A 25,502-nucleotide genomic window follows, 5' to 3' on the forward strand; every position below is an offset into this window, starting at 1 on the left:
GTCCCCCCCGGCAGGGACCGCCCGCCGGCTCAGGAGTCGAGCACGGCGGCAATGGCTTCGATCTCTACGAGCTGGCCGTCATAGCCGAGCACGGTGACACCCATCAATGTGCTGGGCACGTCGTGTTCGCCGAACGCGTCCCGGACGACCTCCCACGCCGTCACCAGGTCCTCCTGCCGGTGGGAGGCGACGAGAACGCGGGTGCTGATGACGTCGTGCAGTGACGCGCCGGAGTCCGTCAGAGCGGTCCGCATGTTCTCCACAGCCTTGGCCGCCTGCCCCGCGAAGTCCCCGATCGCCGCAGTGGACCCGTCCTCGTTGAGAGGACATGCTCCGGCCAGGAAGATCAGCCGCGACTCGGCCGGGGCGGTGGCCGCGTAGGCGTACTCCGCGACATCGGACAGGGAGGCAGAGCGGATCAATGTGACGGCACGCGGCACGGGCTTCCTTTCGCAGCAGTTCCGGGCCACCCAGGACCTTCTCAAAGGTCGGCTCCGCGTTCGAGGCGTTTTCTGGCTGTCGACTCCCGTGACGGACCGCTGCCGTCAGCCGCCCAATGGATCTCACGTGAACGAAGAGACACCGCCTAGCCGTTGCCGTCCGGCGGCAGTCGCTCCGGCAGCCCGAGCCGTGGGAACCGGTCGTCGTGGAAGGTGACGATCTCCGTGATCGCGCCGCCGGTGATGCGCAGGACGTCGATCGTCAGCGGCAGGTAGGCGCCCTCACGCTTCCGCCAGAGGTAGAAGGCGACGGCGGGCTGCCGGTTCACGGAGGTGAGGACGGCGCGCAGGTGCTTCATGCCCTCGAAGCCGCTCTCGATCCAGTCGTTCACCACCGCGTCGCGGCCGATGTGCAGGCCCGGCGTGGGCGGCATCGAGCAGCGGACGTCGTCCCGCAGCAGTGCGGCGATCCCGTCGATGTCCGTGGCCACGCTGAGGTCGGTATAGCGGCGCACCAGCTCACGCGTCCCCGTGTCCTCCTCGCCGCCGGTCCAGTCCTGCCGCTCTGCGGGCAGGTGCTCCCGCATGCCGGCTCGGGCCCGCTGAAGCGCGCTGTTCACGGAGTTGACGGAGTCCCCGAGGAGCTCCGCGACGTCCTTCGCCGGCCAGCCGAGCACGTCCCGCAGGATCAGCACGGCCCGCGGGCGCGGCGCGAGGTGCTGGACTGCCACCAGGTACGCCAGCTCGATCGTCTCCCGCGCTACGGCGACGGTCTCCGGCTCGTCCGCGTCACCCGCGGGCAGCTCGTCGAGCAGCCGGTCCGGATACGGTTGCAGCCACAGCACCTCGCCGCCGGTCGCCGGCTCCGGGCGGCGCTTGGCAAGCAGGTCCAGGCAGGCGTTGGTGGCGATCCGGTACAGCCAGGCCCGGAACGTCGACCGCCCCTCGAAGGTCTCCCGCCGCCGCCAGGCACGAAGGAACGTCTCCTGCACGGTGTCCTCGGCGTCCTCGAACGACCCGAGCATCCGGTAGCAGTGCACGTGCAGCTCCCGTCGGTGCCGCTCCGCCAGCCCCGAGAACGCCGGCTCGTCGACGTCGCCCAGCCCGCTCACGCCCAGCTCCTCCAGCCGCGTGTCCGCACTCATCACGTCATCCTCCGCTCGTGGTGTGTCCCGTCGTAGGTGTGACGGGTGCGGGCGCGACAACTCATCACCGGGGCCGGTCGGCATGGCTGGTCCGGTCACGGACCCGTGGCGGAGCAGGACGTGCTGTCGGCCGTCCGCGACGCCTCGCCGAAGACCCCGGCATCAAGGCGCTCGGAGCCTAGGGCAGGATCTCGACATACCCGCCTGTTCCGTTGACGCGGATTCGCTGCCCGTCCCGGATCAGCCGGGTGGCGTGCTCCACCCCCACGACCGCCGGCAAACCGTACTCCCGGGCGATGACCGCGCCATGGGTCATCTGGCCGCCCACCTCCGTCACAAGGCCCTTGATCGCGACGAACAGGGGCGACCAGCTCGGGTCCGTACAGGATGTGACCAGGATGTCGCCTGCGGCGAGATCGGCCTCCGCCATGTTCAGGATCACGCGGGCACGCCCCTCGACGCTTCCGGTGGAGACCGGCAACCCGACAAGCGCGCCCTCCGGTACGTCTTCGCGCCGGTACGCACCGGCGACGGCCTCGCCCTCCGACGTCAGCACCCGGGGCGGCGTGAGCGTCTGGTACGCCCTGAATGCCTCCCGGCGCCGGCGGATGAGTTCGTCGTCCGCCTCGCTTGTCCGTACGACGTCTTGCAGCTCCTGGAACGTGAGGTAGTAGACGTCCTCCGGCTCACGAAGCACCCCGGCCCGCACAAGGCGCTCGGCCTCTTTCAGCAGGGCCTGCTTGTAGACGAAGTAGCGGCTGATCATCCCGTACTTGGGATACTCCCGGTACCCGATGAATATGCGGAGGCGGTCGATCGCCTGCTTGGTCTCCTCGGCCTTGCGCTCTCCGTCCGGAAGGGCCCGAAGGCGCTCCAGCAGTTCCTGCTCCTTCTTCCACGCCTCCTGCCGCCCCTGTTCGAATCGGCGCTCGCCGGCGCCCGGCTCGAAGTTCCCGATGTTGCCGAGAAGCACGGGCAGGAGTGTGGTGGGGCGCTCGCTCCAACGGGGCCTCGTGATGTCGATCTCGCCGGCGCAGCGCATGCCGTACTTCTCGAGGTAGGCCAGGATCGCGTCCCTGGCTTCCCGTCCGCCCGCAAGGCCGGGCAGCTCGTCGAGGAAGCCTTCGTCTTCGACGTCTCGCAGAAAGGCCACCACCTCCGGATGGGGGCGGATCACGTCTGCGACGTCCAGGAGCGCGAGCCCCATCTCCGAGGTGACGTTGTGGGGGACGGACTGCGTGAGCGTGTCGGCGGGATTCTCCTCGCCCAGCCACGTCTTCAGGTGCTCGTTGAGCCACCACGTCGCGTCCATCCCCGCCATGATCGCCTGGAAGCTCCGCGGCTCGAACAACAGCCGCCGCAGCTCCTGGAGGTCCTCCAGGATGAAGTCGAACAGCTCCGGTCCGCACTTCGTCCGGATGCCGCGCCTGACGGCCGCGACGGACGCCTCGTTGCGGGCGATCAGCTCGGCGACGATCGCCGGATCGTTCTCGATCGGAGCCGATGTGACATCGGGGAGCGGGGAGACCGGTCCCCCGGAGCCCTCGTCAGGGAGCGACGGCACGAAGTCGCCGCGGTCGAGGACGGTCTGCAACGCGTCCCGCGTCAGCGGATCGGACTTCCCCATGAGGTCCAGGAGCCCGTCGCGGCTTCCAGGCGACGCCAGGCGTGCGGTGACGTCGACGAACAGCCTCCCGCCCGCCTCGGCCATGGGCAGTGGCGTCGTCAGCTGCCACATCGACAGGCCCAGGGGCTTCATCGCGTCGGTCATCATCTGCTGGTGACCGACGGAGACGTAGACGTGGTTCTCGCCGTCCCCGGCCGCCGGAACGGGGAAGAGCGTGGTGATCGGCCGGCTCTGGACGATCTGGAAGTCACCGTCGGCCAGGCACCATTCGACGTCCTGTGGGTTGCCGAAGTGCGCCTCGATCCGGCGGCCCAACTCCGTGAGGTGCACTGCCTGCGCATCGGTCAGCGCCGGCAGCTCCTGCGAGTCCGGGTCGATGGCGCGTTCCCGCGTTCCGCCTTCCGGCGAGGCGTGTACGGCCAGATGTTTGGCAGCGATCGTCTTGTCGATCACTTCGCCGTCGCGCACCTTGTAGGAGTCCGCGTTCACCAGGCCGGAGACCAAGGCTTCGCCGAGGCCGAAGCCGGCCTCCACGGAGGCGACCTTGCGGTTCGACGTGACGGGATCGGCCGTGAAAAGGATTCCGGCGGCGTCCGAGGAGACCATCCGCTGCACGATCACCGCCATGCCGACCCGGCGATGGTCGAAGCCGTTCCGCAGGCGGTAGGTCACGGCACGCTCGGTGAAGAGCGATGCCCAGCACCGGCCTACGTGCTTGAGGACCGCCGACGGGCCGATGACGTTCAGATACGTGTCCTGCTGCCCCGCGAATGAGGCTGTCGGCAGGTCCTCTGCGGTCGCGCTGGAGCGGACGGCGTAGGCCGCGTCCTCGCCGAGCCGCGCGATGGGCCGCGTGATCGCCGCAGCCAGATCGTCGGGAACGGGGATCTCCTCGACGCTGCTGCGGATCTCCGCGCTGAGCGCGTGGATCGCGTCCCGGTCGTCCGGGGCCAGACGCGACAGCTTGTCGAGCCGGTCGCCGATCGACGGTGCCTCCGCAATGACCCGCCGGAAGGCGTCCGTCGTCACGCAGTAGCCGTCCGGCACATTGATGCCTTCGATCCGCGAAAGCTCCCCCAGATTCGTCCCCTTGCCGCCGGCCATTGCGGCCTGCGCCCGGCCGATCTCCTGGAAATCCAGCACGTAACAATCGGACGGAAAAGGCCTCGCCACATTGCTGTCGGTATCACGCATTCGTTACTTCCCCCCATGCTTCGGTTCTGCCTTCGGCCGGAGGATTCTGCGTCACGAACCGGGCCTTGCCGCAAGCCCCCCTGTGTGCTATAAGTTGAAAACGGCAGGGAGAACTTGACTCCTTGCCTTTTCTTTTTTCGTCTGAACCGCGTATAAGGGCCGATTTCGGTCAGCTCCCGCGTGTATTCGTCCGGGGCCGGCGACGCGCTGACGCACCCGGCCGCTCCCGCGCGTTCCCGCCAGTCATCACCGGCTGAGTTGGTTGTCCACGACGGCAGGCGTATAACTGCCTGACCGGCGTGGTGGGAGGGACGAAAGGTGAAGCGAGCAACCATCGGCGACGTGGCGGCGGTGGCCGGGGTGTCTGTCGCGACGGTTTCGCGGGTTCTCAACGGCGGCGCCGTGAAGGAGGCGACCGCCGCCAAAGTGTGGGCCGCCGTCGACCGGCTCGACTACTCGCCGAACGCGCTCACCAAGAGCATCTTCGCCGGACGCTCCAGCACGATCGGGGTGGTCATCGACGATCTCACCAGCCCGTTCTACCTCGGTCTCATGCGCGGAATCGACGAGGTCGCCGACGCCAACGACAGCTTGGTGATGTTCGCCAGCACCTTCCGCCATGCAGGCAGCGGTGCGGCGCAGATCCGGACGATGAACGAGCAGCGGGTGCGCGGCCTGATCGTCACCACCGTCGAGGCCACCGACGACAGGACGCGCCGGATGGCCGCGGGCGGGACGCCGTGTGTCGTCGTCGCGCGGTCGGTGCAGGACCCGCCGCCCCGACTGCACTCCGTGGCCCTGGACAACCGCGCCGCCGGACGGCTGATGGCGGAGCACTTGATCTCGTGCGGCAGGCGTTCGGTGGGCGTGATCACCTCCGGGGGGCGGCCTTCGCAGCACGGACGCACCGAGGGGCTACGGCAGGGGCTTGCCGAGGCGGGTCTCGAACTGCCCGGGGACGCCGTGACATCGGTGGACGACAACGAGCAAGTCAGCGCTGCCGTGGGGGCGTTGCTGGAACACCGCACGTCGGTGGACGCGATCGTGTGCCTCACCGGGCGGCGTACCGTCGCCGTCCACTCCGCGCTGACGAGCCGCGGGCTGGCGATCCCGGACGACATCGGGTTTCTGACGATGGACGACTTCGCCTGGGCCCCTGCGCTGGGTGTCACGGTGATCGGGCAGCCGTCGCACCGGATGGGGCAGAAGGCGGCCGAACTCATCGTCGAGAACCCCGGCGAGGCGGTACAGCTCACCTTCGAACCGGAGCTGATCGCCCGCACGTCGTGCGGCGAGTCCGGGTGAGCGGACCGCTCCCACGTACCGCTCGCACGGACTGCGCCCGCGCACTGCTCAACGACGCATCGCCTCGGTCAGCCTGGAGAGCGGCAGAGAACCGTCGGAGTCGATCACTGAGCCCCGGAGTGCGCGTGCCGAGTCGGCGCCCAGCAGCGGCGACACGAGACGGTCGAACTTGGCACGTACTTCGCTCTCGGTGAGACCGAAGGGGTGCGGGCGGGCCGAGTCCGACCTGGGCACAGTGCGGTGCTGGACCCGTGCGTCGTCGAAGGTCACGGTGACAGCGCGATGGCGAGTGCGCGACACCGACACCTGGCCTGCCGGCGCCGAGGCCGATGCGACGAGGTCCGGGCGTACCCATGCCGGACCGGGCTCGACCCCTCCGGCCAGCAGGGCGCTCAGCGTACGGATGCTGAAGGCGACGTCGGCGGGCCCGCTGATCCGCGGCTCGGCGAACTTCTGTAGATCCAGGGGGCCGTCGATCCGGATGTGCCGAACGCTGCGTCCCTCGTCGGCACGTCGCAGGACGGACTGGAGCGCGACCAGATACTGCTGCACGTGCCAGCACGCGGGGAATCGCTTGAACCCGGCCCGCATCACCGCGGGTTCGGTGGTCTCCGCCAGTGTGCCGTCCCAGCGCCAGCGATCGCTGCCCGCCATCAGCCAGAACCCGGCCGGTCCGTCGAGGAGGTCGGGCAGGCCGACCGCGCCGGAGTCGGCGAGATCGACCGCCAGCACGGCCGACGCGGCGCTCCATCCCAGGTTGTTCTTCACGCTCGGCACCGGCCGCTCGTACCACTTGGCGACGTACGGTACGCAGGACTGCGTCCCGGCCAACCCCAGGACGCGGCCGAGCCGTCGGGCTGACGCGTCCGTGACCGCTGCCGCCGCGAGTGAGGCGGCGACGGCGTCGAAGAGCCCCACGGCGCGCACCTTGCCCGCCCGGCTGCTGGACGGCTGCGCCGCTCGCCCGAGCAGCCAGTGCGCCTCGTATCCGACGACTACGCCTTTCACCAGGTCGTCGAGTGTGGCTCCCGCTCGCTCGGCGGCGGCGAGCGCCGCGGCCACGACGGGGGCGCCCGGATGACCGACCAGTGTGTCGTCGTAGTCGAGCGCGTTGGCTGACTCCCCGTTGAGATACGCGGCGCAGAATGCAGAGCGCATCTGCCCGTCGGCCGTCGTCGCCTCGGGCTGTCCGGCGAGCGGTGCCATGGCGAGGAAGTTGGGCCGTACGTGGTCGAGCCGGGCGCCGACGAGGGCACAGGCGAGGTGGTCGAGGACGCAGTGCCGTGCGCGCCGTACCACTTCGGGCGGCAGCGGCGCGGATGCCAACTCGTGGCAGCGTTCGACCAGTTGACGGGTGGCCTTACGGGTGGCCCGGCCGCTGACCCGGCCGGTCTCGGTCGTCATGCGGGCACCGCCGGCGCCGCGATGTCGTCGCGTGCCAGGGCGACCTGCCCGCCGACGACGACGAGCCGCACGTCTGCCGGGCTCTTCGCCGCGGATACGACGACGTCGGCGAGCTGTCCGGGCTTCAGCAGTCCCCGGTCGGCGCCCAACCGCGGCAGCGCTTTGCCGACGTTGCCGGTGGCCATGGCGACGGCCTGCTCCAGCGGCGCGAGTCCGACGCGGGCGACGGCGTCGACCATTTCGAACATGCCGTCCCAGTGCCCTGCGGCGTAGTCCGTGGCCATGATGTCGGCCAGGCCCTCCTGCATCAGCGCGATGAGGTGCTCCGGGGCCGAGTGCAGCTCCTTGCGTCCCCATGCGTCGAAGGTGTCGATCTCGACGAAGCCTCCGTGTTCCCTGATCCAGCGCGCGTTCTCAACTGCCTCCTCCGCGCTGAAGGTTCCGTGGTTGGTGTGGCCGCCGATGAAGAGTTCCCCCGCGATGCTCGCGGCTTCGCGGGCGGCCTCGTCCGATGGCGCGGAGTTGTGCACCAGCGTGGGCAGGCCCAGTTCGACGGCGAGCCGGGCCGACGCCACCAGCCCGTCGAGGGCCACCTGGAAGCTGGGAAGCACCGACTCCTCGATCAGCGTGATCGTCTTGTCGACGCCGATGCGTCCGGACAGGCCCTGCTCTTGCAGCAGTTCGGCGAGCTTGGCGCGGTCGGGGTCGCCCGGCCGGATGTGACGGCCCAGCACGGCGTACTTGAGGGCCTTCGCCTGCCCGGGAAGGATCTTCACGCCCGTCGCCTGCTCGACCGCGGCCGGTATGTACATGTAGTCCTGGCCGCCGCCGCCGAGCGTCATACCGGCACCGACCTCACCGATGACAACGGCGTCCGCCTCGGCCATCTGATGTGCCGTCATGGCCCGGTGCGCGTCGGACAGTCCGGCGCCGTCCGCGGCGTCCGCCGCTGCGAACATCGGGTCGAAGTGCACGGTGCTGCTCTCGACCCGTACCGGCTGCCGCACCCGCACCAGCGCCGTCTCGTCGGGGATCTTGAAGCCGTCGAGGTCGACGACCGTCGTATGGCCCTGGCCGAGGTGCCGTCGCAGATTGCCCAGGGCCTCTTCCACGGAGACGCCGGGCGTGCCGCTCGCGAACCGGGGACCGGGTGCGACGGCGTGGACGTGCGGGTCGATGGCCCCCGGCATGACGAGCCGGCCCCCGGCGTCGAGGACCACGTCGCCGACGCCGCCGGTGTAGTCGGCCGGGCCGACGGCGGCGATGCGGTCGCCTTCCACGACGACCGAGCCGGTGAAGGGCGCGGTACGGCCGTCGCCGTTGACGATGAGGCCGTTGTTGAGGATGAGCATGGCAGTGCCTTCCGCCTTCCGCGGGTCGTTGTCAGTAGCGCTTGAGGCGAGGATCGAGCCGATCGCGGATCTGCTCGCCGACGACGTTGACGAGAACGAGGGTGATCAGCAGCGCCGCGCCCGGGGAGGTGGAGATCCACCACTGAGTGGCGAGCAGGGCCTGTCCGGCGCTGGTCATGCTGCCCCAGGACGGCGTCGGCGGCTGGACGCCGAGACCGATGAAGGACAGCGAGGCCTCCATATACATCATCATCCCGACGTCGAGGCTGGCGTAGACGATGACGGAGGGCGCGATGTTGGGAAGCACGTGTCTGAACAGGATCCTCGCGTGCCCGGCGCCGAGGAGGCGTGCGCCGTTGACGTAGTCCAGGTTTCGGATCAGCAGCACCTGGCTGACCACGAGGCGCGTGTAGAGGATCCATCCGGTGATGCCGAGGACCACGACGACGTTGGTGAAGCCGGGACCGATGGCGGCGATGATGCCGAGCGCGAGGATCAGGCTGGGCAACGCCATCTGCACGTCCCCGAGGCGCAGGACGGCCGTACGGAGGGGACCGCCGAAGTAGCCCGCTGCGAGGCCGATCGCGACTCCGGCCACCATCCGCACGAGGACCGCGAGTAGTCCCACGACGATCGAGACCCTGGCGCCGTGGATGATGCGGCTCAGCAGGTCGCGGCCGAGTTCGTCGGTGCCGAGGGGGTACTTCCAGGTGCCGCCGTCGAAGACGGGCGGCAGCAGCCGGTCCGAGAGGGACTGGGCCGCCGGGTCGTGCGGCGCCAGCCACGGCGCGAAGACGGCCATGACGACGATCAGCGCGAGACCGGCGGCCGGTGCGAAGACCAGCCATCGGCGAAGCCGTGCCCGTGCCGTGCTCATGCGGCTGCCTTGTCTCGCGTACGGACGTCGAGCACGCCGTAGAGGGCCTCGACGACGAGGTTGGTCAGCAGCACGAGCGTTCCGACGACGAGGATGTACGCCAGTACGACAGGCATGTCATGGCCGGTGATGCTCTGGACCGCCTGCCGGTTCGCCCCAGGCCAGCCGAAGACCGTCTCCGTGATGACCGTCCCGCCGTACAGCTCGCCGATCTGGAGACCGATGACGGTGATGACCGGGATCGCGGCGTTCCGCAGGGCGTGCACCAGCACCACTCGATGCCTGGACAGTCCCTTGGCCCGCGCGGTGCGGACGAACTCGGAGTCGAGGACCTCCACCATGCTGGAGCGCAGCAGACGGGCGTAGGTGCCGACTTGGAACGCGCCCAGCGCGACGGCCGGCATCACGAGGTACTCCGGTCCGCCGCCCCCGGACTCCGGCAGCCACCGCAGGTTCACCGCGAAGAAGAGGATCATCACGATCCCGAGCCAGAACGTGGGCAGGGACTGCGTGAAGACCGCTCCGGATATCACCAGCCGGTCGAAGCGGGACCCTCGCCGGACGGCGGCCAGGATTCCGGCCGGGATCGCGACGAGGAACGCCACCGCGAGTGACGCGACGATGAGCAGGAGCGTCGCGGGCATGCTGTCGAGGACGACGCTGAGCGCCGGGACCCCTTGGCGGTAGGAGAACCCCAGGTCGCCCTGGATCGCGCGTCCCAGCCACTCCAGGTACTGAACCGGAAGCGGCCGGTCGAAGCCGTGTTCGTGGCGGAAGGCCTCGATCTCCTGGGGAGTCGCGTCCGGCGACGAGAGCTGCGCCGCCGGATCGCCTCCGAGGTCGAGCAGGCCGAACACCACGACCGTGAGCCCCAGCAGCACCAGAACGCTGTGGAACAGGCGGCGAAGGATCTTTGACGTCATGGCCGCCCTCAGCCCTTGCCCGCGTTCCACAGCCAGAGCTTCTGGTCGCTGCGTGGAGTGAAACGCACGTCGTCGGCCATCGCGTAGGTGTCGACCGTCGAGTACAGGAAGACGACAGGCGCCGCGTCGTGCAGCTTCTCCATCAACTCGTCGTAGGCCGCCTGGCGCGCCTTCGGGTCCGCCTCGCCCCTGGCCTTGGAGATGAGCCGGTCGGTCTCGGACGAGTGGTAGTAGAGCCCGCGCCTCTTGGAGTCGAACGTCAGGCCCATGCAGAAGTCGGCGTCGAGCGTGAGGCTTGAACACCCCTGCACGAACAGGGTGTCGGCGCCCATCTTCTTCTTCAGGAAGGTGTTGCTGAAGTAGTTCAGGTCGGACTTGAGCCTGACCTTGATGCCGACCGCCTTGAGCTGGGCGCCGACGGCCTGCCAGACGAGGTTCTGCACCGGCTTGTCGTTGTAGAGCGTCAGGCTCAGACCGCTGCCGTAACCGGCCTGCTTCAGCAGCTTCTTGGCCTTCGCCGGGTCGTACGGATAAGGGTCGACGTCCGGGTTGTAACCGAAGACGGGCTTGCTCGCGGGCTGACCGCTGCGCTGCGCCCCGCCCTTGAGGAGATCGTCGACGATCTTCTCCTTGTCGATGGCGTAGTTGAGGGCCAGCCGTACGCGCCGGTCACGGGCGGCACCGGTGGAGGTGTTCATCTGCACCCACAGGTTGCGTACGCCCGGCACGGAGGTGACCTTGTAGCCGGGCTTGGACCTCAGGGACCGTGCGTGGTCCGCCGAGATGTACGGCACCATGTCGGTCTGGCCGCTCTCCAGCGAGGCGAGCGCCGTGGCCGGTTCGCTCACGAAGCGCCACACCACCCGGCTGACCTTCGGCTTGCCCTTCCAGTAGCGGCAGTTGGCGTCCATGGTGAGGTGGTCGCCCTTGACCCACTCGACGAACTTGAAGGGGCCGGTGCCCACCGGCCGGGTCGCGAACTTCGCGTTGCCCGCGGCCTGTACGGCCTTCTTCGGGGTGACGAACAGCAGCGACGCCAAGGCCTTGGTGAAGCTGGTGTCGGGCGCCTTGAGCTTGAACGTCACGGCGTGGTCGCCGTCGGCGGTGACCGAGTCGATGTTGCTGACGTACGAGGTCTGCTTCGAGGCGAGCTTCTTGTCGTTGCCGATGCGGTCGAAGGTGTTGACGACGTCGGCGGCCGTGAAGGCGCTGCCGTCGTGGAACTTCACGCCCCGGCGCAGCTCCATCCTGTACGTCTTCGGGTCGGGCCGGGTGTACTTCGTGGCCAGGCCGGGGACCGGCTTGCGGTTCGCGTCCATCGTGAACAGGCCGTCGTACAGGTTCGCGCTGATCTGAGCCGGCACCACGAGGGTGTCGTAGTTGCCGTCGAGACTCGTGGGCTCTTCGGGCAGATTGACGGTGAGGGTCTTGCCGTTGCCGCACTCGGCGCCCTCGGCGGACGAGCCGTCGGAGGTGCACGCACTCAGCGAACCGGCGGCCAGCACAGCGACTCCCAGCGCGGCGGTGAGGGACCGGCGCCGGCCGAGACCGGCGCGACAGCGGCCAGGAACACGGGCCGAACGCGGTGTCGGGGATACGTTCACGGTGTATCGCTCCTCGGGGTGCGATGGGAGATGAGTGGAGACGCCGGGCGATCCGGCGGGGGAGTGCCGGGAGGTCAGCCCGCTTTTCGCTGTTCGAACCCGTACTGGCTCGCCGCCACGAGCTGCCGGGTGTAGGGGTCCTCCGGGCGGAAGATCACGTCCTCCGTCGCTCCCTGCTCGACGATCCGGCCCCGCTGCATCACGACCGTGTAGTCGGCGAGATGGCGTATGACGCCGAGGTCGTGCCCGATGAAGACGATCGGGAGCCCCGACCGCCGCCGCTCCGCCTCCAGCACGTTCAGGACATGGGCGCGGATGGAGACGTCCAGCGAGGAGACCGCTTCGTCGCATACGAGCAGGGCGGGGTCGACCGCGAGGGCGCGGGCGATGGCGATGCGCTGCCGCTGACCGCCGGAGAACTGGTGCGGGTAGCGCTGCCGCAGCCCCGGGTCGATGCCGACCCTGGTCAGCAGCTCGGCGACCCTCTCGGTGCGCTCGGAGCTGGTCCGTACGGCGCCGTTGACGTCGAGGCCCTCGGCCACGAGGTCGACGACTCGCATACGTGGATTGAGCGAGGCGTACGGGTCCTGGAAGACCATCTGGATCGCCCGCGGCGGCTGATACCGCCTGCGGCCCTGCGGCGGGAACACCTGCTTCCCGTCGAAGGTGATCGTGCCAGTGCTGGGGCGTTCCAGGCCGACGAGTGCGCGTGCCAAGGTCGTCTTGCCCGACCCGGACTCGCCGACCACGCCGAGTATCCGCCCTCTGCCGACGCTGAGACTGACACCGGCCACAGCCTCGACAGGAGTGGTCTTGCGGCCGAGACGTCCCGTCGAGCCGTACCGCACGCTGAGATCCCGGACGTCGAGCAGAGCCCGGGTGCCGGTGTTCGGCCCGTCCGGCTGCGGCGCCGGTGCGAGCGGCGCCGGGTCGTACGCCTGCCGGGGCTCGGAGGGGACCAGAGGGGCGGCGGCTTCGGGAGCCACCGCGTCCGCCGCGAGCAGCTCCGCGACTGCCTCCGCGTACTCAGGACCGGCGGAGTCCTCAGCGCGCATGGCCTCGAAGATGCGCTCGTCGACACCGGCGAACCGTTCCACCCGCGGTCCCAGCAGCTCCGGCGTCGATGCCAGCAGCGCCTTCGTATACGGATGGTTCGGGGCCTCGGCGATCCGCGCGGTCGGGCCCTTCTCGATGACGCGGCCGCCGTGCATGACGAGGATGCGGTCCGCCAGGCTGCCCACCAGGTTCAGATCGTGGCTGATGAAGATCATGGCCGCGCCCGTGCGGTCGCGTACGTCCCTCAGCAGCTCGACGACCTGCGCCTGGACGACGACGTCCAGGGCGGTGGTCGGTTCGTCGGCGACGACGACCGACGGCTCGCAGCAGATCGCCATGGCGATCATCACCCGCTGGCGCATGCCGCCGGACAGCTCGTGCGGGTACTGCCCGGCCCGCCGGGCAGGGTTCGACAGCCCCACCGCCTCGAAGAGTTCGACCGCACGACGTCGCCCCCGGCTGCGCGGTGTGCCCTTGTGCGCGCGGAGGATCTCGGCGACCTGGTCACCGCATGTCATCAGCGGATTGAGGGCGGCCTGGGGGTCCTGGAAGATGTAGCCGATGTCCCGTCCGCGGACCCGCTGGAGTACGGCGGCCCGGCGCCCGAGGAGTTCTTCGCCCCGGAACTGGACGGAGCCTGTCGTCTGTGCCTGTGATGGCCCCAGTCCGCACAGGGCGAGCGAGCCGATGGACTTGCCGGAGCCGCTTTCGCCCACCACTCCGAGGATTTCACCCGCCGCCAGTTCGTAACTGAGGTTCGCCACCGGCGTCGAGAGACCCTGTTGTGTCCGGATCTCGACGGTCAAGTCACGCACTGTCAGCACTGGTTCGGCACGCCGTGAGACCGGACTCCGATCGACGGTGGGCCCGCCTGAGACGTCCATGGACGTCGGCTGTCGCTGCATGCCGGTCATCATTGCGACGCTGGGACAGGAGACGTCAAGACTTGGGTGTAACTAGTTTCATCAAGCCCTCAAACGTTACCTTCGCGTTATCCGCGAAGGGGCAAAACTTGACACTTGGGTGGAAGCCCGCACCTCACAAGTGAGTTGACCCCTTGTCGAGTCGCACCGTCGTGATGTAACTAGTTACACAACTGGACGGGACAACCTCTCCGGTGATCGTTTTCCGTTCCCGGACCCGTCATCTGCGCGCTCGGGACCAGTCCCAGGAGGCTGAACAGTGATGAAGGCAGCAATAGTCGGCGGCGGCATACTCGGCACAGCTCTGGCCTACCGCCTCACGACCGAGGGAGTGGAAGTCGAGCTGTACGAGGCGGGCCGGCTCGGGGGAGGAACGTCGGCGGTGGGAGCCGGCTGGCTGAACTCCGGCGGCAAGGAGCCCTTCGCCTACCACCTGCTCAACGTCAGCGGCATGGCCGAATACGCCACGCTGGCCCGGGAGTTCGGGCACGCCCCGTGGTACCACGCGAGCGGCAACCTGAAGTGGACCACCCCGGACAAGACCGAGCAGGTGCGTGCCGACGCCGAGCGTCTGCGCTCGTGGGGGTATCCGGTGGAGCTCCTCTCACCGAAGCGCGTCACCGAGATCGAGCCGTACCTCAAGGTGCCCGGCGACGTGACACAGGTCGCGTACTACCCCTGGGAGGGCCTGGCCGACCTCACACAGCTCACCGGTGTGCTGGCGCACGCCGCCGCGGCGAACGGGGCGAGGATCCATACGAACACCCGGGTCGCGTCCCTGGTGACCGAGGGAGAACAGGTCACCGGGCTCACGCTGGCGGACGGCACCGCCGTCGACGCCGACGTGGTGGCGGTCTGCACCGGCCGCTGGTCGGACGAGCTCGTCAGGACGGCAGGCGTGGGCCTCCCCATGGCGCCGAGCCTCGGCTTCAACATCTATACGGGTCCGGCACCCGTCGTCCTGAACGCGATGGTGCACACCCCGGACGTCAACTTCCGGCCCGACGGCTCCGGACGCGTGATGGCGCGTACGAGCGAGTTCGACGACGCGGTGCCCATCGACGGTGCGGTCGACCCCGTCCCGGACATCGGCAAGGAGATCCTCGCGCGGGCGGTCAAGTACCTTCCCGGACTCGAAGGGGTCGCCATCGAAGGGGCCCGCGTCGCCTACCGTTCCATCCCCGGCGACGACCACCCGGTCGTAGGCGAGGTGCCAGGGCGTCCCGGCCTCTACCTGCTCGTCACGCACAGCGGCGGAACGATGGGGCCGCTGTTCGGCAGGCTCTCGGCACTGGAGATCGCACACGGCGAACGCGACGCACGGCTGGCCACGTTCCGCCCGGAGCGGATCGTCACGGTCTGACACCGCGCCCGCCGTCGAACCCGGAGGACCAGAGCACCGGGAAGGGAACGTGGCTGGTCGTCATTCGCCGGACCGCCGGCCCCAACGGCGGTAGAGCCGCGTCAGGCCGACGATGTCCTCACCGGCCATTCCCTCGGCGATGGCGAGCGCATAGACCGACCGCACCATCGACGCGGTGGGTGACGGGATGCCGAGCGACCGCGCCAAGTCCACGGCCAGCCCGAGGTCCTTGTCCGCGAGCCGGATCGAGAAGCGTGTGCGGCGGTCGTCGGCGACCACCCAGGGAAAACGCTTCACGAAGTGGTGGGAGCTTCCGCCGCTGCCTGCCAGCACGTCGAAGAGCCGCTGGGGGTCGACTCCCGCGGCGACGCCGACTTCGAACGCCTCGGCTGCCACCAGGACGTTCCCCATCGACATCATGTTGTTGACGATCTTGACGGTCTTCCCGGTGCCGACGTCGCCGGTATGGGATACCGAGCTGCCGACGGCGTCCAGCAGGGGCCTGCTGTAATCCAGATCGGGCTCGTCCGCGCCGACCAGAAGACCCAGCTTCCCCACGGCCGCCTCGTCCGGGCCGCCGCTGACCGCACAGTCGATCACCCGGAGCCCGGCGGCCGTGGCGAGTTCCGCGATCGAGGTCATCGTGCCGGGATCGATCGTGCTGAGTTCGAGCAGGACGGTGCCCTGGGCGGCGGATGCGACGACGCCACGGTCGCCTTCCCACGCCGATCTGACGGCGGCGGGATCCGGGAGGCTGGTGATGACGAAGCGGGCGTGAGCGACCGCTTCCACCGGGTCGGCCGCAGCGGTGACACCACCGTCCACGGCCCGCCGGGCCGCGTCGGGGTCGGGATCGTAACCGGTGACCGCGAAGCCCTCGGTGACCAGATGGCGGGCGATCGCCCCGCCCATGGCACCGAGCCCGAGGACGGCCACCGGTGTCTTCGTGTCGTCGTTCATCTCGGCTCCCCTCGACGCGTGGCGGCCTGTCATGCGATGCGGACCGCGGTGCCGTCGATGCCGGCCACCGGATCGAAGCGCCGCAGGACTTCGGGGTCGTGGCCGGGCACGATCAGCTCGGGCCCGCTCGCGAGTTCGTGGATGAGGTCGAAGGCGCCGTACATCCCGGCGAGGTCGGTGTGGATGGCGAAGGGCGCATCGTCACAGACGTTGCCGTAGAAGTGCGAGGCGTCGGCCGCGAGTACGACGGTCCCGCGGGCGGTCGCGACGCTGACCACCTGGGTCCCGGCCGTATGCCCTCCGACGAGGTGGACGCGCACGCCGGGCACCAGTTCGCTCGAACCGTCGACGAAGCGCAGGCGGCCCGCCAGGCTCAGGCTGACCAGCCGGGTGATGTCCTGTTCCTCGATCAGCCTGCGGAATTCCCCCCTGGCGGCGAACCGGCCGGTCCAGAACGCCATCTCCTCGGCCTGGACGACGAATCGGGCGTTCGGGAACGCCTCCAGTTCGCCGACGTGGTCGTAGTGGAAGTGCGACAGGACGACCCAGGGGACGGCCGAGCAGTCGGTCCCGAGCTGCGCCAGGGCCGCCGACGGTGTCCGGTGGTAGACGCGCTTGCGTTTCTCCGCCGTCTCGGCTGTGAAGCCCGCGTCGACCACGATGTCGGCCTGCGGCGTACGCACCAGCCAGACGAAATAGTCCAGGGGCGCCGAAGCGCCGCGAGGCTCCGCCGCGCTTCCGTGGAAGTACTCGCCGCGTGTTCCGCCCGGATGCTCGGCGAACTTGACCGCGTAGACCTCATGAGTGTGCGCGGAGGCACACGGCTGTTCCGTCATCGGACCTCCTCCGTGCTGAACCGGCTGTCGAGCTGCTCGAACTCCGCACGCCGCACCAGCCGTTGCCGTTCCTCCCAGGTCGCCAGAGGCGCGTCCGACAGCGGCGCCCCGTCCCGGAGCAGCCTCAACGCGTGCTGCATGCCCTCGATCCCGGCGAGGAGCGGCAGATTCGCGTGCAGCGCGATCGCGAACCCCAGTTCCTGAAGGCGCTGTTCGGACAGCAGCGGGGTCGCACCGCCCACCACGAAGTTGACGACCTGCGGTGCTCCGACCTTCGCGGCGACGGTCTCGATCTCGGCCTCCGACCGGGGGGCCTCCACGAACACGATGTCGGCGCCTGCCTCGTGGTAGGTGTTCGCGCGCTCACACGCGTCCTCGAGTCCGTTGACCGCGCGTGCGTCGGTTCGCGCCACGATCAGGGTGCCGTCGTCGGCACGTGCGTCGACCGCTGCGTGCACCTTCGCCACCATGTCCGCCGGGGCGATCACGTTCTTGCCCTCGAAGTGGCCGCACCGTTTGGGGAAGGTCTGATCCTCGATCTGGATGGCGTCCGCGCCCGCCCGTTCGAGCTCGCGCACCGTGCGGTGCACGTTCAGTGGGCCGCCGAAACCGGTGTCGGCGTCGACGATCAGCGGTACGTCGACGGCAGTGCGGATCGCCGAGACCTGGGCCGCGAGTTCGGAGAACGCCAGCAGCCCCACGTCGGGCACGGCGAGCTGGGTGTTCGCCACCCCGGCGCCCGTCACGTACACGCAGGGGAATCCGCAGTCCTCGATGACCCGTGCCGTCAGCGCGTTCGCGGCTCCCGGTACGACGAGGACCCGGCCGGAGTCGATCAGCTCCCGGAGGCGGCTCATCGGGTGCCGCCCTTCGCATGCGCGGCGGCGTTGGCTCCGGCGATCCGCCCGAACACGGCGCCGCGCATCAGGCCGGAACCGGCGGCGTAGTTGTAGTGGAAGAAGTCGCCGGCGATCTCCCCGGTCGCGTAGAGCCCGGGCATCGCACGCCCTGTCACATCGATGACGCGTGCGTCCGTGTCGACTTTGACCCCGCCGTAGGTGAAGGTGATCCCGCACGTCACCGGGTAGGCGATGAACGGTCCCTTGTCGAGGGCCTGTGCCCAGTTGGACTTGGGGGGCTGCCCGGCGGGTCGCGCCATCAGCCCGTCGAGCGTCAGCGGATCGAAGCGGGCGGCGGCGTCGGCGGCGACCGACTCGTTGAAGGCGGTCACCGTGGCCACCAGTTCCTCGGCGGGTAGGCCCAGTTTGCCTGCGAGCTCCTTCAGCGTTCCGGCCTCTACGGGTGTGCCCGTGCTGTAGCGCGGCTCCAGCAGGTGCGCGGTCTTCTCGTCGAACAACTGGTAGGCCACGCTGCCCTTCTGCGCGAGGATGGCGCTGCCGGTCTTCGCGTACGTCAGCCAGACCTGGTCCTCGCCCTCGTCGACGAAACGGCGCCCGTCGGAGTTGATCAGCAGCGAGTACGGGAACGAGTAGCGGCTCAGCTTGTCCGTCATCCGCAGATCGCCGACGGGAGGGTGGGCGGCGTCCTGAGGGCTGGCATGGCACCCGCCCCAGTGCCCGGCCGGCTGGGCACCGGCCTGGAGGGCCTGCGCCAGCATCGTGCCCATGTTGAACCTGGTGCCCCGCACCTTCACCAGGTCCCAGCCGGGCCCGAGGTAGCGCAGCCGCATCTCCGGATTGGCTTCGAACCCGCCGCTGGCGAGTACGACCGACCCGCGCACCTCCTCGAAGGCACGCTCCCTGCGGATGCGTACACCCACGACGGTCGACCCTTCCGTGACGAGGGAGGCCGCTGGGGCGTCGTACCAGATGTCGATCCCGGCGTCTTCGACTGCCTTGAACAGCGCGGCCACCAGGCCCACGCCCTCGCCCCGCACACGGATCGCACCACCCGGAGGCACGTCGTACTTGCGGTCGAGCTTGCCGGTGTCGAACAGCTTGCCGGAGGTCAGCTCCCACTCGACTCCCTTGTCGCGCATCCACTCCAGGGTCTTGAACGACCGGTCGACGACTGTCTCCACCAGCTCCCTGGGCGGGCGGTTCTGCGAGGTGCTCAGCCAGTCGTCGATGTAGCGCTCCCGTGAGTACGGGCCCACCGTCACCTGATCCAGCACCTCCTCCTCGGGGTCGGCGAGGATCGGCTTGATCGAATCCAGCCCGGAATGGACGGCGCGGAAGATGGAGCCGGAGAACCGGCTGTTGCCTCCGCGTTCCTCGAAGCTCGCGGCCTCGAGAACCAGGACGCGGGCGCCCGCCTCGTGGGCGGTCAGCGCCGTGACCAGTCCGGCGTTTCCCGCGCCGACGACGACCACGTCGTATTCTGCATTGGGCACAGCAAGTCCCCTTCTGTGAATCGGATTTCGAGCAGGAGTCAGGATTCGACGGCGACCTTTTCGGCGTGCACGCCGGCCGGCCGGTCCTCTTTGAATTCCAGGCGCGACGTCTCCGGCGCCAGGAACGCGGCGGCGGCGCTGACGACCGCGGTCGCGACCATGTATGCCGCGAACAGCCACGGCGCTCCGGCGGTGGCGGTGATCAGAGCGGTCGCGATGATCGGCAAGGGCCCCCCGAACAGGGCGCCTGCCACTTGGTATCCCATCGACAGCCCGGTGTACCGGATCGCTGTCGGGAACAGCTCGGAGAAGAAGCTGGCCTGGGTTCCGAATACGGCGGAGTGCGCGACGCCCAAGCCGATCGCCAGCGCGCCGAACAGGGCCCACCCGGACCGCAGTTCGAGAATCCAGAAGAACGGGAACGTGATGAGCGCGAGTCCGGCGAGCCCCGCGATGTACACGGGCCGGCGCCCCAGCCGGTCCGACAGCCGCGCGAACATCGGCAGGGTGATGACCTCGACGACGGCCGCCAGGCTCACGCCTATCAGGACGCTCCCCGTCGAGAACCCCAGTTGTGTCGTCGCGTAGCTCAGCACGAAGGTGGCGAAGGTGTAGAAGAAGGTGTTCGGCGCGATGTGCGCGACCATGATCAGCAGCACTCGGCGCCAGTGATTCCGCACGACCTCGACGAGCGGAATGCGCACCACCGTTCCCCGGTCCTGGGCCTCCGCGAACACGGGACTCTCGACGATCTTGACCCGGATCACGAGCCCGAAGACGACGAGTACGAAGCTGAGCAGGAAGGGAATGCGCCAGCCCCAAGAGAGGAACGTTTCCTCGGGCATGGTCGCGAACGCGTAGAACACGCCCGTCCCCAGCACGAGTCCGGCCGGCACCCCGACCTGCGGCCAGCTCGCCGCTACACCACGCCTGCCCGTCTTGGCGTGTTCGAGCGCCATCACCACCGAGCCGCCGTACTCGCCTCCCACGGCCAGTCCCTGGATGACGCGGAGCACGACCAGCAGGATGGGTGCGGCGACACCGATCGTCGCGTACGTCGGCAGCAGACCGACGAGGACCGTGGACAGGCCCATCCCCATCACGGTGACCACCAGCATGTTCTTCCGGCTCAGCCGGTCACCGAAGTGCCCGGCCAGTACGCCTCCGATGGGCCGGGCGAGCCAGCCGGTCGCGAACGTGGCGAATGCGAGAAGTGTTCCCGAGGTCGGCGATGCCTCCGGAAAATACAGCTTGTTGAAGACCAGCGCTGCCGCCGTCCCGTAGATGAAGAAGTCGTACCACTCGATGGCGCTTCCCACGAAGGTCGCTACGGCGACTCTCCGGCTCTGTTTCTGCGACGTGCCATTACCGCTCTGGGACATTGCGTGTTTCCTTCCCGGCTATGTCTTTATGGAGAACGGGTCACGGGCGGCCCCCGAGTAATCGACCATGACGTTCTGGACGAAGGTGTATTCGGCGAGGGCTTCCTCGCCTCGTTCGCGGCCGTATCCGCTGCTTTTGATGCCTCCGAAAGGAGCCTGAGCCGCGTTTGTGCGGTAGGTGTTCACCCAGACCGATCCGGCTTCCAGGCGGTCGACCACGCGGTGCACGCGTTCGATGTCCCGGCTCCAGACGGCGGCCGCGAGTCCGTATTCGACTCCGTTCGCGATTTCGACGGCCTCTTCCTCGCCGTCGAAGGGAATGACCGAAAGCACCGGCCCGAAGACCTCTTCGGAGGCGATGCGCATGCCGGGCGAGACCTCTCCGAACACGGTGGGCGCGATGAACAGTCCGTCGGCCAGGTCGGGTCCGGTGGCCGGACCGCCGCCGGTCAGGAGCGTCGCGCCTTCCTGCTTCCCCTTCTCGATGAGTTTCACAATGCGCTCGAACTGCGGGCGGTTCGCGACCGGTCCCATCTCCGTGGAGGCGTCGAGCGGGTCGCCGAGCCGGATGGCCGCGGCCCTTTTCGTGATGGCGTCGACGACCTCCGGATAGACCGACCGCTGCACGAGCAGACGTGAGCCCGCGATGCATGTCTGTCCTGCGGCGGCGAAGATCCCGGCGACCGCGCCGACGACCGCCCGGTCGAGATCGGCGTCGTCGAAGACGATGTTGGGGGACTTGCCGCCGAGTTCGAGCGTGACCGGTACGAGCCGACGGCCCGCGGACTCCGCGATTCGCGCACCGGTCGGGGTGCCCCCGGTGAAGCTGATCTTGTCGATCCCTGGATGGCCGACGAGCGCATCGCCGACCTCCGGTCCGCCGGTGACGACATTGACCACCCCGGGCGGAAGGCCGGCATCGATCGCCATACGGCCGAACTCGCATGTCGTCACCGAGGCGTGCTCCGACGGCTTGACGACCACGGTGTTCCCCGCTGCCAGGGCGGGCGGAAGCTTGTTGGCGAGCAGTGCGATGGGGGAGTTCCACGCGGTGATCAATGCGGCCACACCGTGCGGACGGCGGCGGGTGAAGTCGAACAGCCCCGGATTGTCCAGCGGGATCGTCCGCCCGTAGAGCTTGTCCGCGTATCCCGCGAAGAAGCGCAGGTTCCGGGCCGCGAATCCCATTTGATTGCGTGTCTCGCGGATGACCTTGCCGTTGTCGGTGCTCTCCATCCGTGCCATCGCGTCCGCCTCGGATTCGAGCCGGTCCGCCAACGCGTGCATGAGACGAGCGCGTTCGGCTCCGGAAGAAGAACTCCAGCCTCCTTGAAAGGCGCGCCGGGCCGCATTCACCGCACGGTCGACGTCCTCGTGTGTGGCTTCGGGAAATGTCGCCCACACCTCGCCTGTGTACGGGTTGACGGCGTCACGTCGTGTGTCGCTTTCGGCCGGCTTCCCGTCGACGATCATCGTCGCGTTCTTCACTGCTTCTCCCTGTGTGCGGCCGCGTCCCGTTCCGAGGTGGAATCGCCTTCGGCGCTCTCGCCCCGCAACACCTCGCGGACGTGGGCCTGCGCGGCTTCGAGGTGTTCGGCCATCGCCGCGGCCGCGGCGTCGGCGTCGCGTGCGCGCAGGGCCTGATAGATGCGGCAGTGTTCGGCGTAAGCGGCCTGGGCGCGGCCGGGGTTCTGGCTCGATCGCGCGCGTGCGAGCTGGTATTGGGTCGTGACACCGCGCACGGTGTCCATGAGTTTCGGATTGCCGCTCATGGCGACGACTTGCTCGTGGAAATCCAGATCGCGCGGATAGGGATGTCCGGTCTCGCCCAGCGCGTCCTTCGTTCGCATCAAGAACGCCTCAAGCTCGTCGAGGGAGGCGTCGTCCGCCCGGACCGTGGCGAAGCGGGCAGCCGCGCATTCCAGCGTGGCCCGTACTTCGAGAAGATGGTCGACGGCCTCCATGTCGAAGGACGCCACGAACGCCCCACGGCCGGAGACGCTTATGACCAGCCCCTCTCCCGCCAGCGTCTGCATCGCCTCACGGATCGGGGAACGGCTGATCTTGAGCCTGTCCGCGAGTTTGATCTCGTTGATCCGCTCGCCGGCAGCGAGTTCCCCGGACAGGATCATCTGCCGGAGTATCGTCACCACGTCCTCCGCGAACCTCCGCGGACGGAACATGGGGTCCTCGACTCCAGGCGGGTTTCCCGCACTTCGCCCCGATTCCATGTCTTCTCCGTTTCCTGTCATTCGAATTCGGCTTCCGCGTCTGCGGCCGTCAGTTCTTCGTCGAAGGGATAGACGGTTCCCTTCATCAGGCGCCGGGCCGTGCGGACCACGCCGACCGACCTGATCGCCGGAGCGTCGTCCGCCGGCGAATCGACATCTGAGACGGCCTCGACTTCGCCCAGCGGGTGGGCGATCCGAAGGGCCTTTCCGCAACCGTCGGTGCGGGCGGCCGCGTTGACGACCGTTCCGGGAATCCTTGCCGCGGCCGCCAGGCAGAGCGCCGCCGTCATCGGCAGCGCACGGTGGACGGCGCCCATCGACACCGCGACCACGTCGAGATCGGCGACGGCGACATCGCCGCCCGGCGCCACGAGGACGATCCTGGGCACGGCCGGAGACAACCGGGCGGCGTCCTCGGCCCGTTCGACGGACCCCATGAGCCGCGCCGCCGCCCCGCGCACCGACTCGATACGCTCCAGCAGTTGTTCATCGGCGTTCATCTGCGCCACCGTCCGCGCCCTCGTTACGACGTCGAGGTCCGCGGCCAGAGCGAACACGAACGCGCTGGCCGCGTCGACGACCGAGACCCGCAGCCGCCCCTCGGGAAGGTCGAGCACATCGAGTCCCCGGCCGGTGGGAAGCAGCCGGCCCGTGACCGAGCCAGCCGGGTCCTGGTAATGCGTCGCGATCGGCGCTCCCGGCCGCGGCACCCCCGCTACGCGCTGCGTACCGTGGGTCCGTACGCGGCCGTTCTCGACCGGGACTTCGGCCTCGACCCACACGTCGGTGTTGCGGTTGAAGAGGAGCACGCTGGTCACCGGCGAGACCGCGGGAACAAGGCCCTCGTCCACGGCGAACGCCGCCACCGCCGTCGTCAGGTTGCCGCAGTTCCCCGACCAGTCGACGGTGGGGGAGTCGACGCCGACCTGACCGAACCAGTAGCTCACGCCCGAATCCGGTCCGGGCTCGACGATCATCACCTTGCTGGTACTCGAGTACGTACCGCCGAGCCCGTCGATCTGCATCGGGTCCGGACTGCCCATGAGGTCGAGGACCAGCGCGTCACGCCGCGGGCCCGGCGGCGGCACGTCGCGGGCGTGCAGGAACACGCCCTTGCTCGTACCGCCCCGCATCAGGACCGCGGGCACGCCCCCGCTCACGACGTCTCCGATCGCTGGTCGAGCAACCGGACGACCGCGGTGTGGTAGTTGTCGCCGAGTCCATGCTCACAGAGGCGGCCGAGCAATGAGTGCGCCAACGTGGCTGCCGGAAGGGCGACACCGAGTTCGGAAGCCAGATCCAGCGTGTAGCCGACGTCTTTTCGCATGTACGACGCGGGGAACACCCCTGTGGGGTGCTCATCGGGCAGCAGCGCGGAACGCCCGTGGTTCTCGAGTACGAAGCTGGCGGCCGAGCCGCCTCCGAGTACGTCGAAGAGGACCTCGTCGGAGACGAGACCGCTGCGCCGGGCGAGAGTGACCGCTTCCGCCAGCGCGACGACGGTCTCGAACACCACTGTGTTGTTGAGCAGTTTGAGCAGTGCCCCGGCCCCCGCGGGACCGCAGTGGGTGATCTCCGTGCCCATCATGCGCAGGAAGGGCTCCGCGCTCGCATAGTTCTCGGCGGTGCCGCCCGCCATGATCGCCAGCGTTCCGTCGGCGGCAGCGCGCCGCGTACGGGCGACCGGTGCGTCCAGGAAGCCCACGCCCCGCTCGGCCAGGCGCCGATGAGCCTCGCGTGCGACCCCGACGGGTGTGGTCGAAAGGTCTACGACCAGGGTCCCCGGGCGGGCGCCGGCGAGGACGCCCCCGTCGTCATAGAGGACCGACGCGACCTCGTCGCCTCCGGGCAGCGAGAGGAACACCAGGTCCGCTTTCGCCGCCACGTCTCCTGCCGACGTAGCGGCGACGGCACCCGAGGCGACCAGCGAAGCGGCGTTGCCCGGCCGAGCGTCGAACACGGTCAGCGGCAGATCGCTCTTCCGCGACACGTTCAGGCACTGCCTGGACCCCATCACCCCGAGGCCGATGAAGCCCAGGCGGTCGATCGTTGCCGAATCCGCGCTTGTCATTCCGGGACCTCCCTGTGATCGGCGAGGCGTCGTCGTCGATGAGCGGGCGCTGATCGCCCGGCCAGGCATCGGTGTTCCGCCGATCGTTGACGAGACCGTAAGCCTGATGACAGTCGTCTGTCGACAGGCGACAGGGAACTTTCTTTCGCTTGGTCCGATTTCGACGCCGCGTGACGGGCCGAGGACTCCGGGCAGCGGACGCGCGGCCGATGTCCGCCCAGGGCGTTGTCGAGTGAGCTGGCGCGCTTTGTCTCGCGGTCCCTCGTTCGGCTCGGCCGGGCATGCGGAGCCCGCCCCGGGGGCATCGCCGCCGCCCCAACTCGCCGAAGCTCTGGGTCCGTTCGCCTATCGGGTTTCGATGGCTGCTCCTGGCGGTGTCTCAGACGGCCCTGGCAGAACTACCGACGGCGCGTGTCATCGCGGGCACTTCGACCTCGGCGGCCTGTCCCGAACCGG

The 25,502-nt window shown here is 69.0% G+C and carries 20 protein-coding genes; 2 read left to right on the forward strand and 18 right to left on the reverse strand.

Annotated elements, in window-relative coordinates:
• Positions 1-29: 29 nt before the first annotated feature.
• From MMA15_RS26400 to rph, 3 genes are all read right to left on the reverse strand, one after another.
• The gene (locus MMA15_RS26400) at positions 30-440 is read right to left on the reverse strand and encodes a RidA family protein (protein ID WP_241062668.1); all 411 of its coding nucleotides are present in this window, start codon (positions 438-440) and stop codon (positions 30-32) included.
• A 146-nt stretch (positions 441-586) separates the two neighbouring features.
• Entirely contained in the window at positions 587-1,585 is a 999-nt protein-coding gene (locus tag MMA15_RS26405; protein WP_241062669.1) for an RNA polymerase subunit sigma-70, read from the reverse strand.
• A gap of 178 nt (positions 1,586-1,763) precedes the next feature.
• A complete protein-coding gene (rph, locus tag MMA15_RS26410; protein WP_277400588.1) occupies positions 1,764-4,406 on the reverse strand; it encodes a rifamycin-inactivating phosphotransferase in 2,643 nt (880 codons plus the stop codon).
• Positions 4,407-4,724: 318 nt separating this feature from the next.
• Here rph and MMA15_RS26415 point away from each other — a divergent pair, with 318 nt between their 5' ends.
• Entirely contained in the window at positions 4,725-5,711 is a 987-nt protein-coding gene (locus MMA15_RS26415; protein WP_241062670.1) for a LacI family DNA-binding transcriptional regulator, read from the forward strand.
• 48 nt (positions 5,712-5,759) lie between these two features.
• On the opposite strand, the gene MMA15_RS26420 is transcribed toward MMA15_RS26415, so the two are convergent.
• From MMA15_RS26420 to MMA15_RS26445, 6 genes are all read right to left on the reverse strand, one after another.
• Positions 5,760-7,115 (reverse strand): MmgE/PrpD family protein, encoded by a 1,356-nt coding sequence (locus MMA15_RS26420; RefSeq protein WP_241062671.1) that lies wholly within the window; start codon positions 7,113-7,115, stop codon positions 5,760-5,762.
• Positions 7,112-8,467: an amidohydrolase family protein gene (locus MMA15_RS26425; RefSeq protein ID WP_241062672.1), complete on the reverse strand. Its 1,356-nt coding sequence runs from the start codon at positions 8,465-8,467 to the stop codon at positions 7,112-7,114. The genes MMA15_RS26420 and MMA15_RS26425 overlap by 4 nt, the downstream gene beginning before the upstream one ends.
• A gap of 31 nt (positions 8,468-8,498) precedes the next feature.
• Positions 8,499-9,344 (reverse strand): ABC transporter permease, encoded by an 846-nt coding sequence (locus MMA15_RS26430; RefSeq protein WP_241062673.1) that lies wholly within the window; start codon positions 9,342-9,344, stop codon positions 8,499-8,501.
• Positions 9,341-10,267, reverse strand: a complete 927-nt coding sequence (locus MMA15_RS26435) for an ABC transporter permease (protein WP_241062674.1) — start codon at positions 10,265-10,267, stop codon at positions 9,341-9,343. The genes MMA15_RS26430 and MMA15_RS26435 overlap by 4 nt, the downstream gene beginning before the upstream one ends.
• Positions 10,268-10,275: 8 nt before the next feature.
• Complete coding sequence (locus MMA15_RS26440; RefSeq protein ID WP_241062675.1) at positions 10,276-11,871, reverse strand: ABC transporter substrate-binding protein; 1,596 nt, start codon at positions 11,869-11,871, stop codon at positions 10,276-10,278.
• A gap of 74 nt (positions 11,872-11,945) precedes the next feature.
• On the reverse strand, positions 11,946-13,844 hold the full coding sequence (locus tag MMA15_RS26445; RefSeq protein WP_308290595.1) for a dipeptide ABC transporter ATP-binding protein: 1,899 nt from the start codon (positions 13,842-13,844) through the stop codon (positions 11,946-11,948).
• A 268-nt stretch (positions 13,845-14,112) separates the two neighbouring features.
• On the opposite strand from MMA15_RS26445, the gene MMA15_RS26450 reads away from it, so the two are divergent.
• The gene (locus MMA15_RS26450; protein ID WP_241062677.1) at positions 14,113-15,213 is read left to right on the forward strand and encodes an NAD(P)/FAD-dependent oxidoreductase; all 1,101 of its coding nucleotides are present in this window, start codon (positions 14,113-14,115) and stop codon (positions 15,211-15,213) included.
• Between the two features lie 60 nt (positions 15,214-15,273).
• Here the strand turns inward: MMA15_RS26450 and MMA15_RS26455 are convergent, their stop codons facing one another.
• The 9 genes from MMA15_RS26455 to MMA15_RS26495 are packed head-to-tail and all read right to left on the reverse strand — an operon-like array spanning position 15,274 to position 25,046.
• Positions 15,274-16,173 carry an NAD(P)-dependent oxidoreductase gene (locus tag MMA15_RS26455; RefSeq protein WP_241062678.1) on the reverse strand — a complete coding sequence of 300 codons (900 nt, stop codon included), beginning with the start codon at positions 16,171-16,173 and terminating at the stop codon, positions 15,274-15,276.
• Positions 16,174-16,202: 29 nt separating this feature from the next.
• Complete coding sequence (locus tag MMA15_RS26460; protein ID WP_241062679.1) at positions 16,203-17,009, reverse strand: N-acyl homoserine lactonase family protein; 807 nt, start codon at positions 17,007-17,009, stop codon at positions 16,203-16,205.
• Positions 17,006-17,866: an isocitrate lyase/PEP mutase family protein gene (locus tag MMA15_RS26465; protein WP_241062680.1), complete on the reverse strand. Its 861-nt coding sequence runs from the start codon at positions 17,864-17,866 to the stop codon at positions 17,006-17,008. Before MMA15_RS26465 ends, MMA15_RS26460 begins: the two co-directional genes overlap by 4 nt.
• The gene (gene tcuA, locus MMA15_RS26470; protein ID WP_241062681.1) at positions 17,863-19,362 is read right to left on the reverse strand and encodes an FAD-dependent tricarballylate dehydrogenase TcuA; all 1,500 of its coding nucleotides are present in this window, start codon (positions 19,360-19,362) and stop codon (positions 17,863-17,865) included. Before tcuA ends, MMA15_RS26465 begins: the two co-directional genes overlap by 4 nt.
• Positions 19,363-19,400: 38 nt before the next feature.
• Positions 19,401-20,744: an MFS transporter gene (locus tag MMA15_RS26475; protein ID WP_241062682.1), complete on the reverse strand. Its 1,344-nt coding sequence runs from the start codon at positions 20,742-20,744 to the stop codon at positions 19,401-19,403.
• 18 nt (positions 20,745-20,762) lie between these two features.
• Positions 20,763-22,232 (reverse strand): aldehyde dehydrogenase, encoded by a 1,470-nt coding sequence (locus MMA15_RS26480; RefSeq protein WP_241062683.1) that lies wholly within the window; start codon positions 22,230-22,232, stop codon positions 20,763-20,765.
• Positions 22,229-22,975, reverse strand: a complete 747-nt coding sequence (locus MMA15_RS26485) for a GntR family transcriptional regulator (protein WP_241062684.1) — start codon at positions 22,973-22,975, stop codon at positions 22,229-22,231. Before MMA15_RS26485 ends, MMA15_RS26480 begins: the two co-directional genes overlap by 4 nt.
• Positions 22,976-22,992: 17 nt before the next feature.
• Entirely contained in the window at positions 22,993-24,135 is a 1,143-nt protein-coding gene (locus tag MMA15_RS26490) for a PrpF domain-containing protein (protein WP_241062685.1), read from the reverse strand.
• Positions 24,132-25,046, reverse strand: a complete 915-nt coding sequence (locus MMA15_RS26495) for an NAD(P)-dependent oxidoreductase (protein ID WP_241062686.1) — start codon at positions 25,044-25,046, stop codon at positions 24,132-24,134. Before MMA15_RS26495 ends, MMA15_RS26490 begins: the two co-directional genes overlap by 4 nt.
• Between the last annotated feature and the right edge of the window lie 456 nt (positions 25,047-25,502).

This window comes from Streptomyces marispadix (genome assembly GCF_022524345.1).
Lineage (GTDB): Bacteria > Actinomycetota > Actinomycetes > Streptomycetales > Streptomycetaceae > Streptomyces > Streptomyces marispadix.

Excerpts from the sequence above, each read along its gene's own strand:
- MMA15_RS26475 (WP_241062682.1), bottom strand. The coding sequence starts at position 20,744 with ATGTCCCAGAGCGGTAATGGCACGTCGCAGAAACAGAGCCGGAGAGTC.
- MMA15_RS26450 (WP_241062677.1), top strand. The coding sequence starts at position 14,113 with ATGAAGGCAGCAATAGTCGGCGGCGGCATACTCGGCACAGCTCTGGCC.
- MMA15_RS26405 (WP_241062669.1), bottom strand. The coding sequence starts at position 1,585 with ATGAGTGCGGACACGCGGCTGGAGGAGCTGGGCGTGAGCGGGCTGGGC.
- MMA15_RS26495 (WP_241062686.1), bottom strand. The coding sequence starts at position 25,046 with ATGACAAGCGCGGATTCGGCAACGATCGACCGCCTGGGCTTCATCGGC.
- MMA15_RS26460 (WP_241062679.1), bottom strand. The coding sequence starts at position 17,009 with ATGACGGAACAGCCGTGTGCCTCCGCGCACACTCATGAGGTCTACGCG.
- MMA15_RS26445 (WP_308290595.1), bottom strand. The coding sequence starts at position 13,844 with ATGATGACCGGCATGCAGCGACAGCCGACGTCCATGGACGTCTCAGGC.
- MMA15_RS26425 (WP_241062672.1), bottom strand. The coding sequence starts at position 8,467 with ATGCTCATCCTCAACAACGGCCTCATCGTCAACGGCGACGGCCGTACC.
- MMA15_RS26455 (WP_241062678.1), bottom strand. The coding sequence starts at position 16,173 with ATGAACGACGACACGAAGACACCGGTGGCCGTCCTCGGGCTCGGTGCC.
- MMA15_RS26420 (WP_241062671.1), bottom strand. The coding sequence starts at position 7,115 with ATGACGACCGAGACCGGCCGGGTCAGCGGCCGGGCCACCCGTAAGGCC.
- MMA15_RS26435 (WP_241062674.1), bottom strand. The coding sequence starts at position 10,267 with ATGACGTCAAAGATCCTTCGCCGCCTGTTCCACAGCGTTCTGGTGCTG.
- rph (WP_277400588.1), bottom strand. The coding sequence starts at position 4,406 with ATGCGTGATACCGACAGCAATGTGGCGAGGCCTTTTCCGTCCGATTGT.
- MMA15_RS26465 (WP_241062680.1), bottom strand. The coding sequence starts at position 17,866 with ATGAGCCGCCTCCGGGAGCTGATCGACTCCGGCCGGGTCCTCGTCGTA.
- MMA15_RS26485 (WP_241062684.1), bottom strand. The coding sequence starts at position 22,975 with ATGGAATCGGGGCGAAGTGCGGGAAACCCGCCTGGAGTCGAGGACCCC.
- MMA15_RS26430 (WP_241062673.1), bottom strand. The coding sequence starts at position 9,344 with ATGAGCACGGCACGGGCACGGCTTCGCCGATGGCTGGTCTTCGCACCG.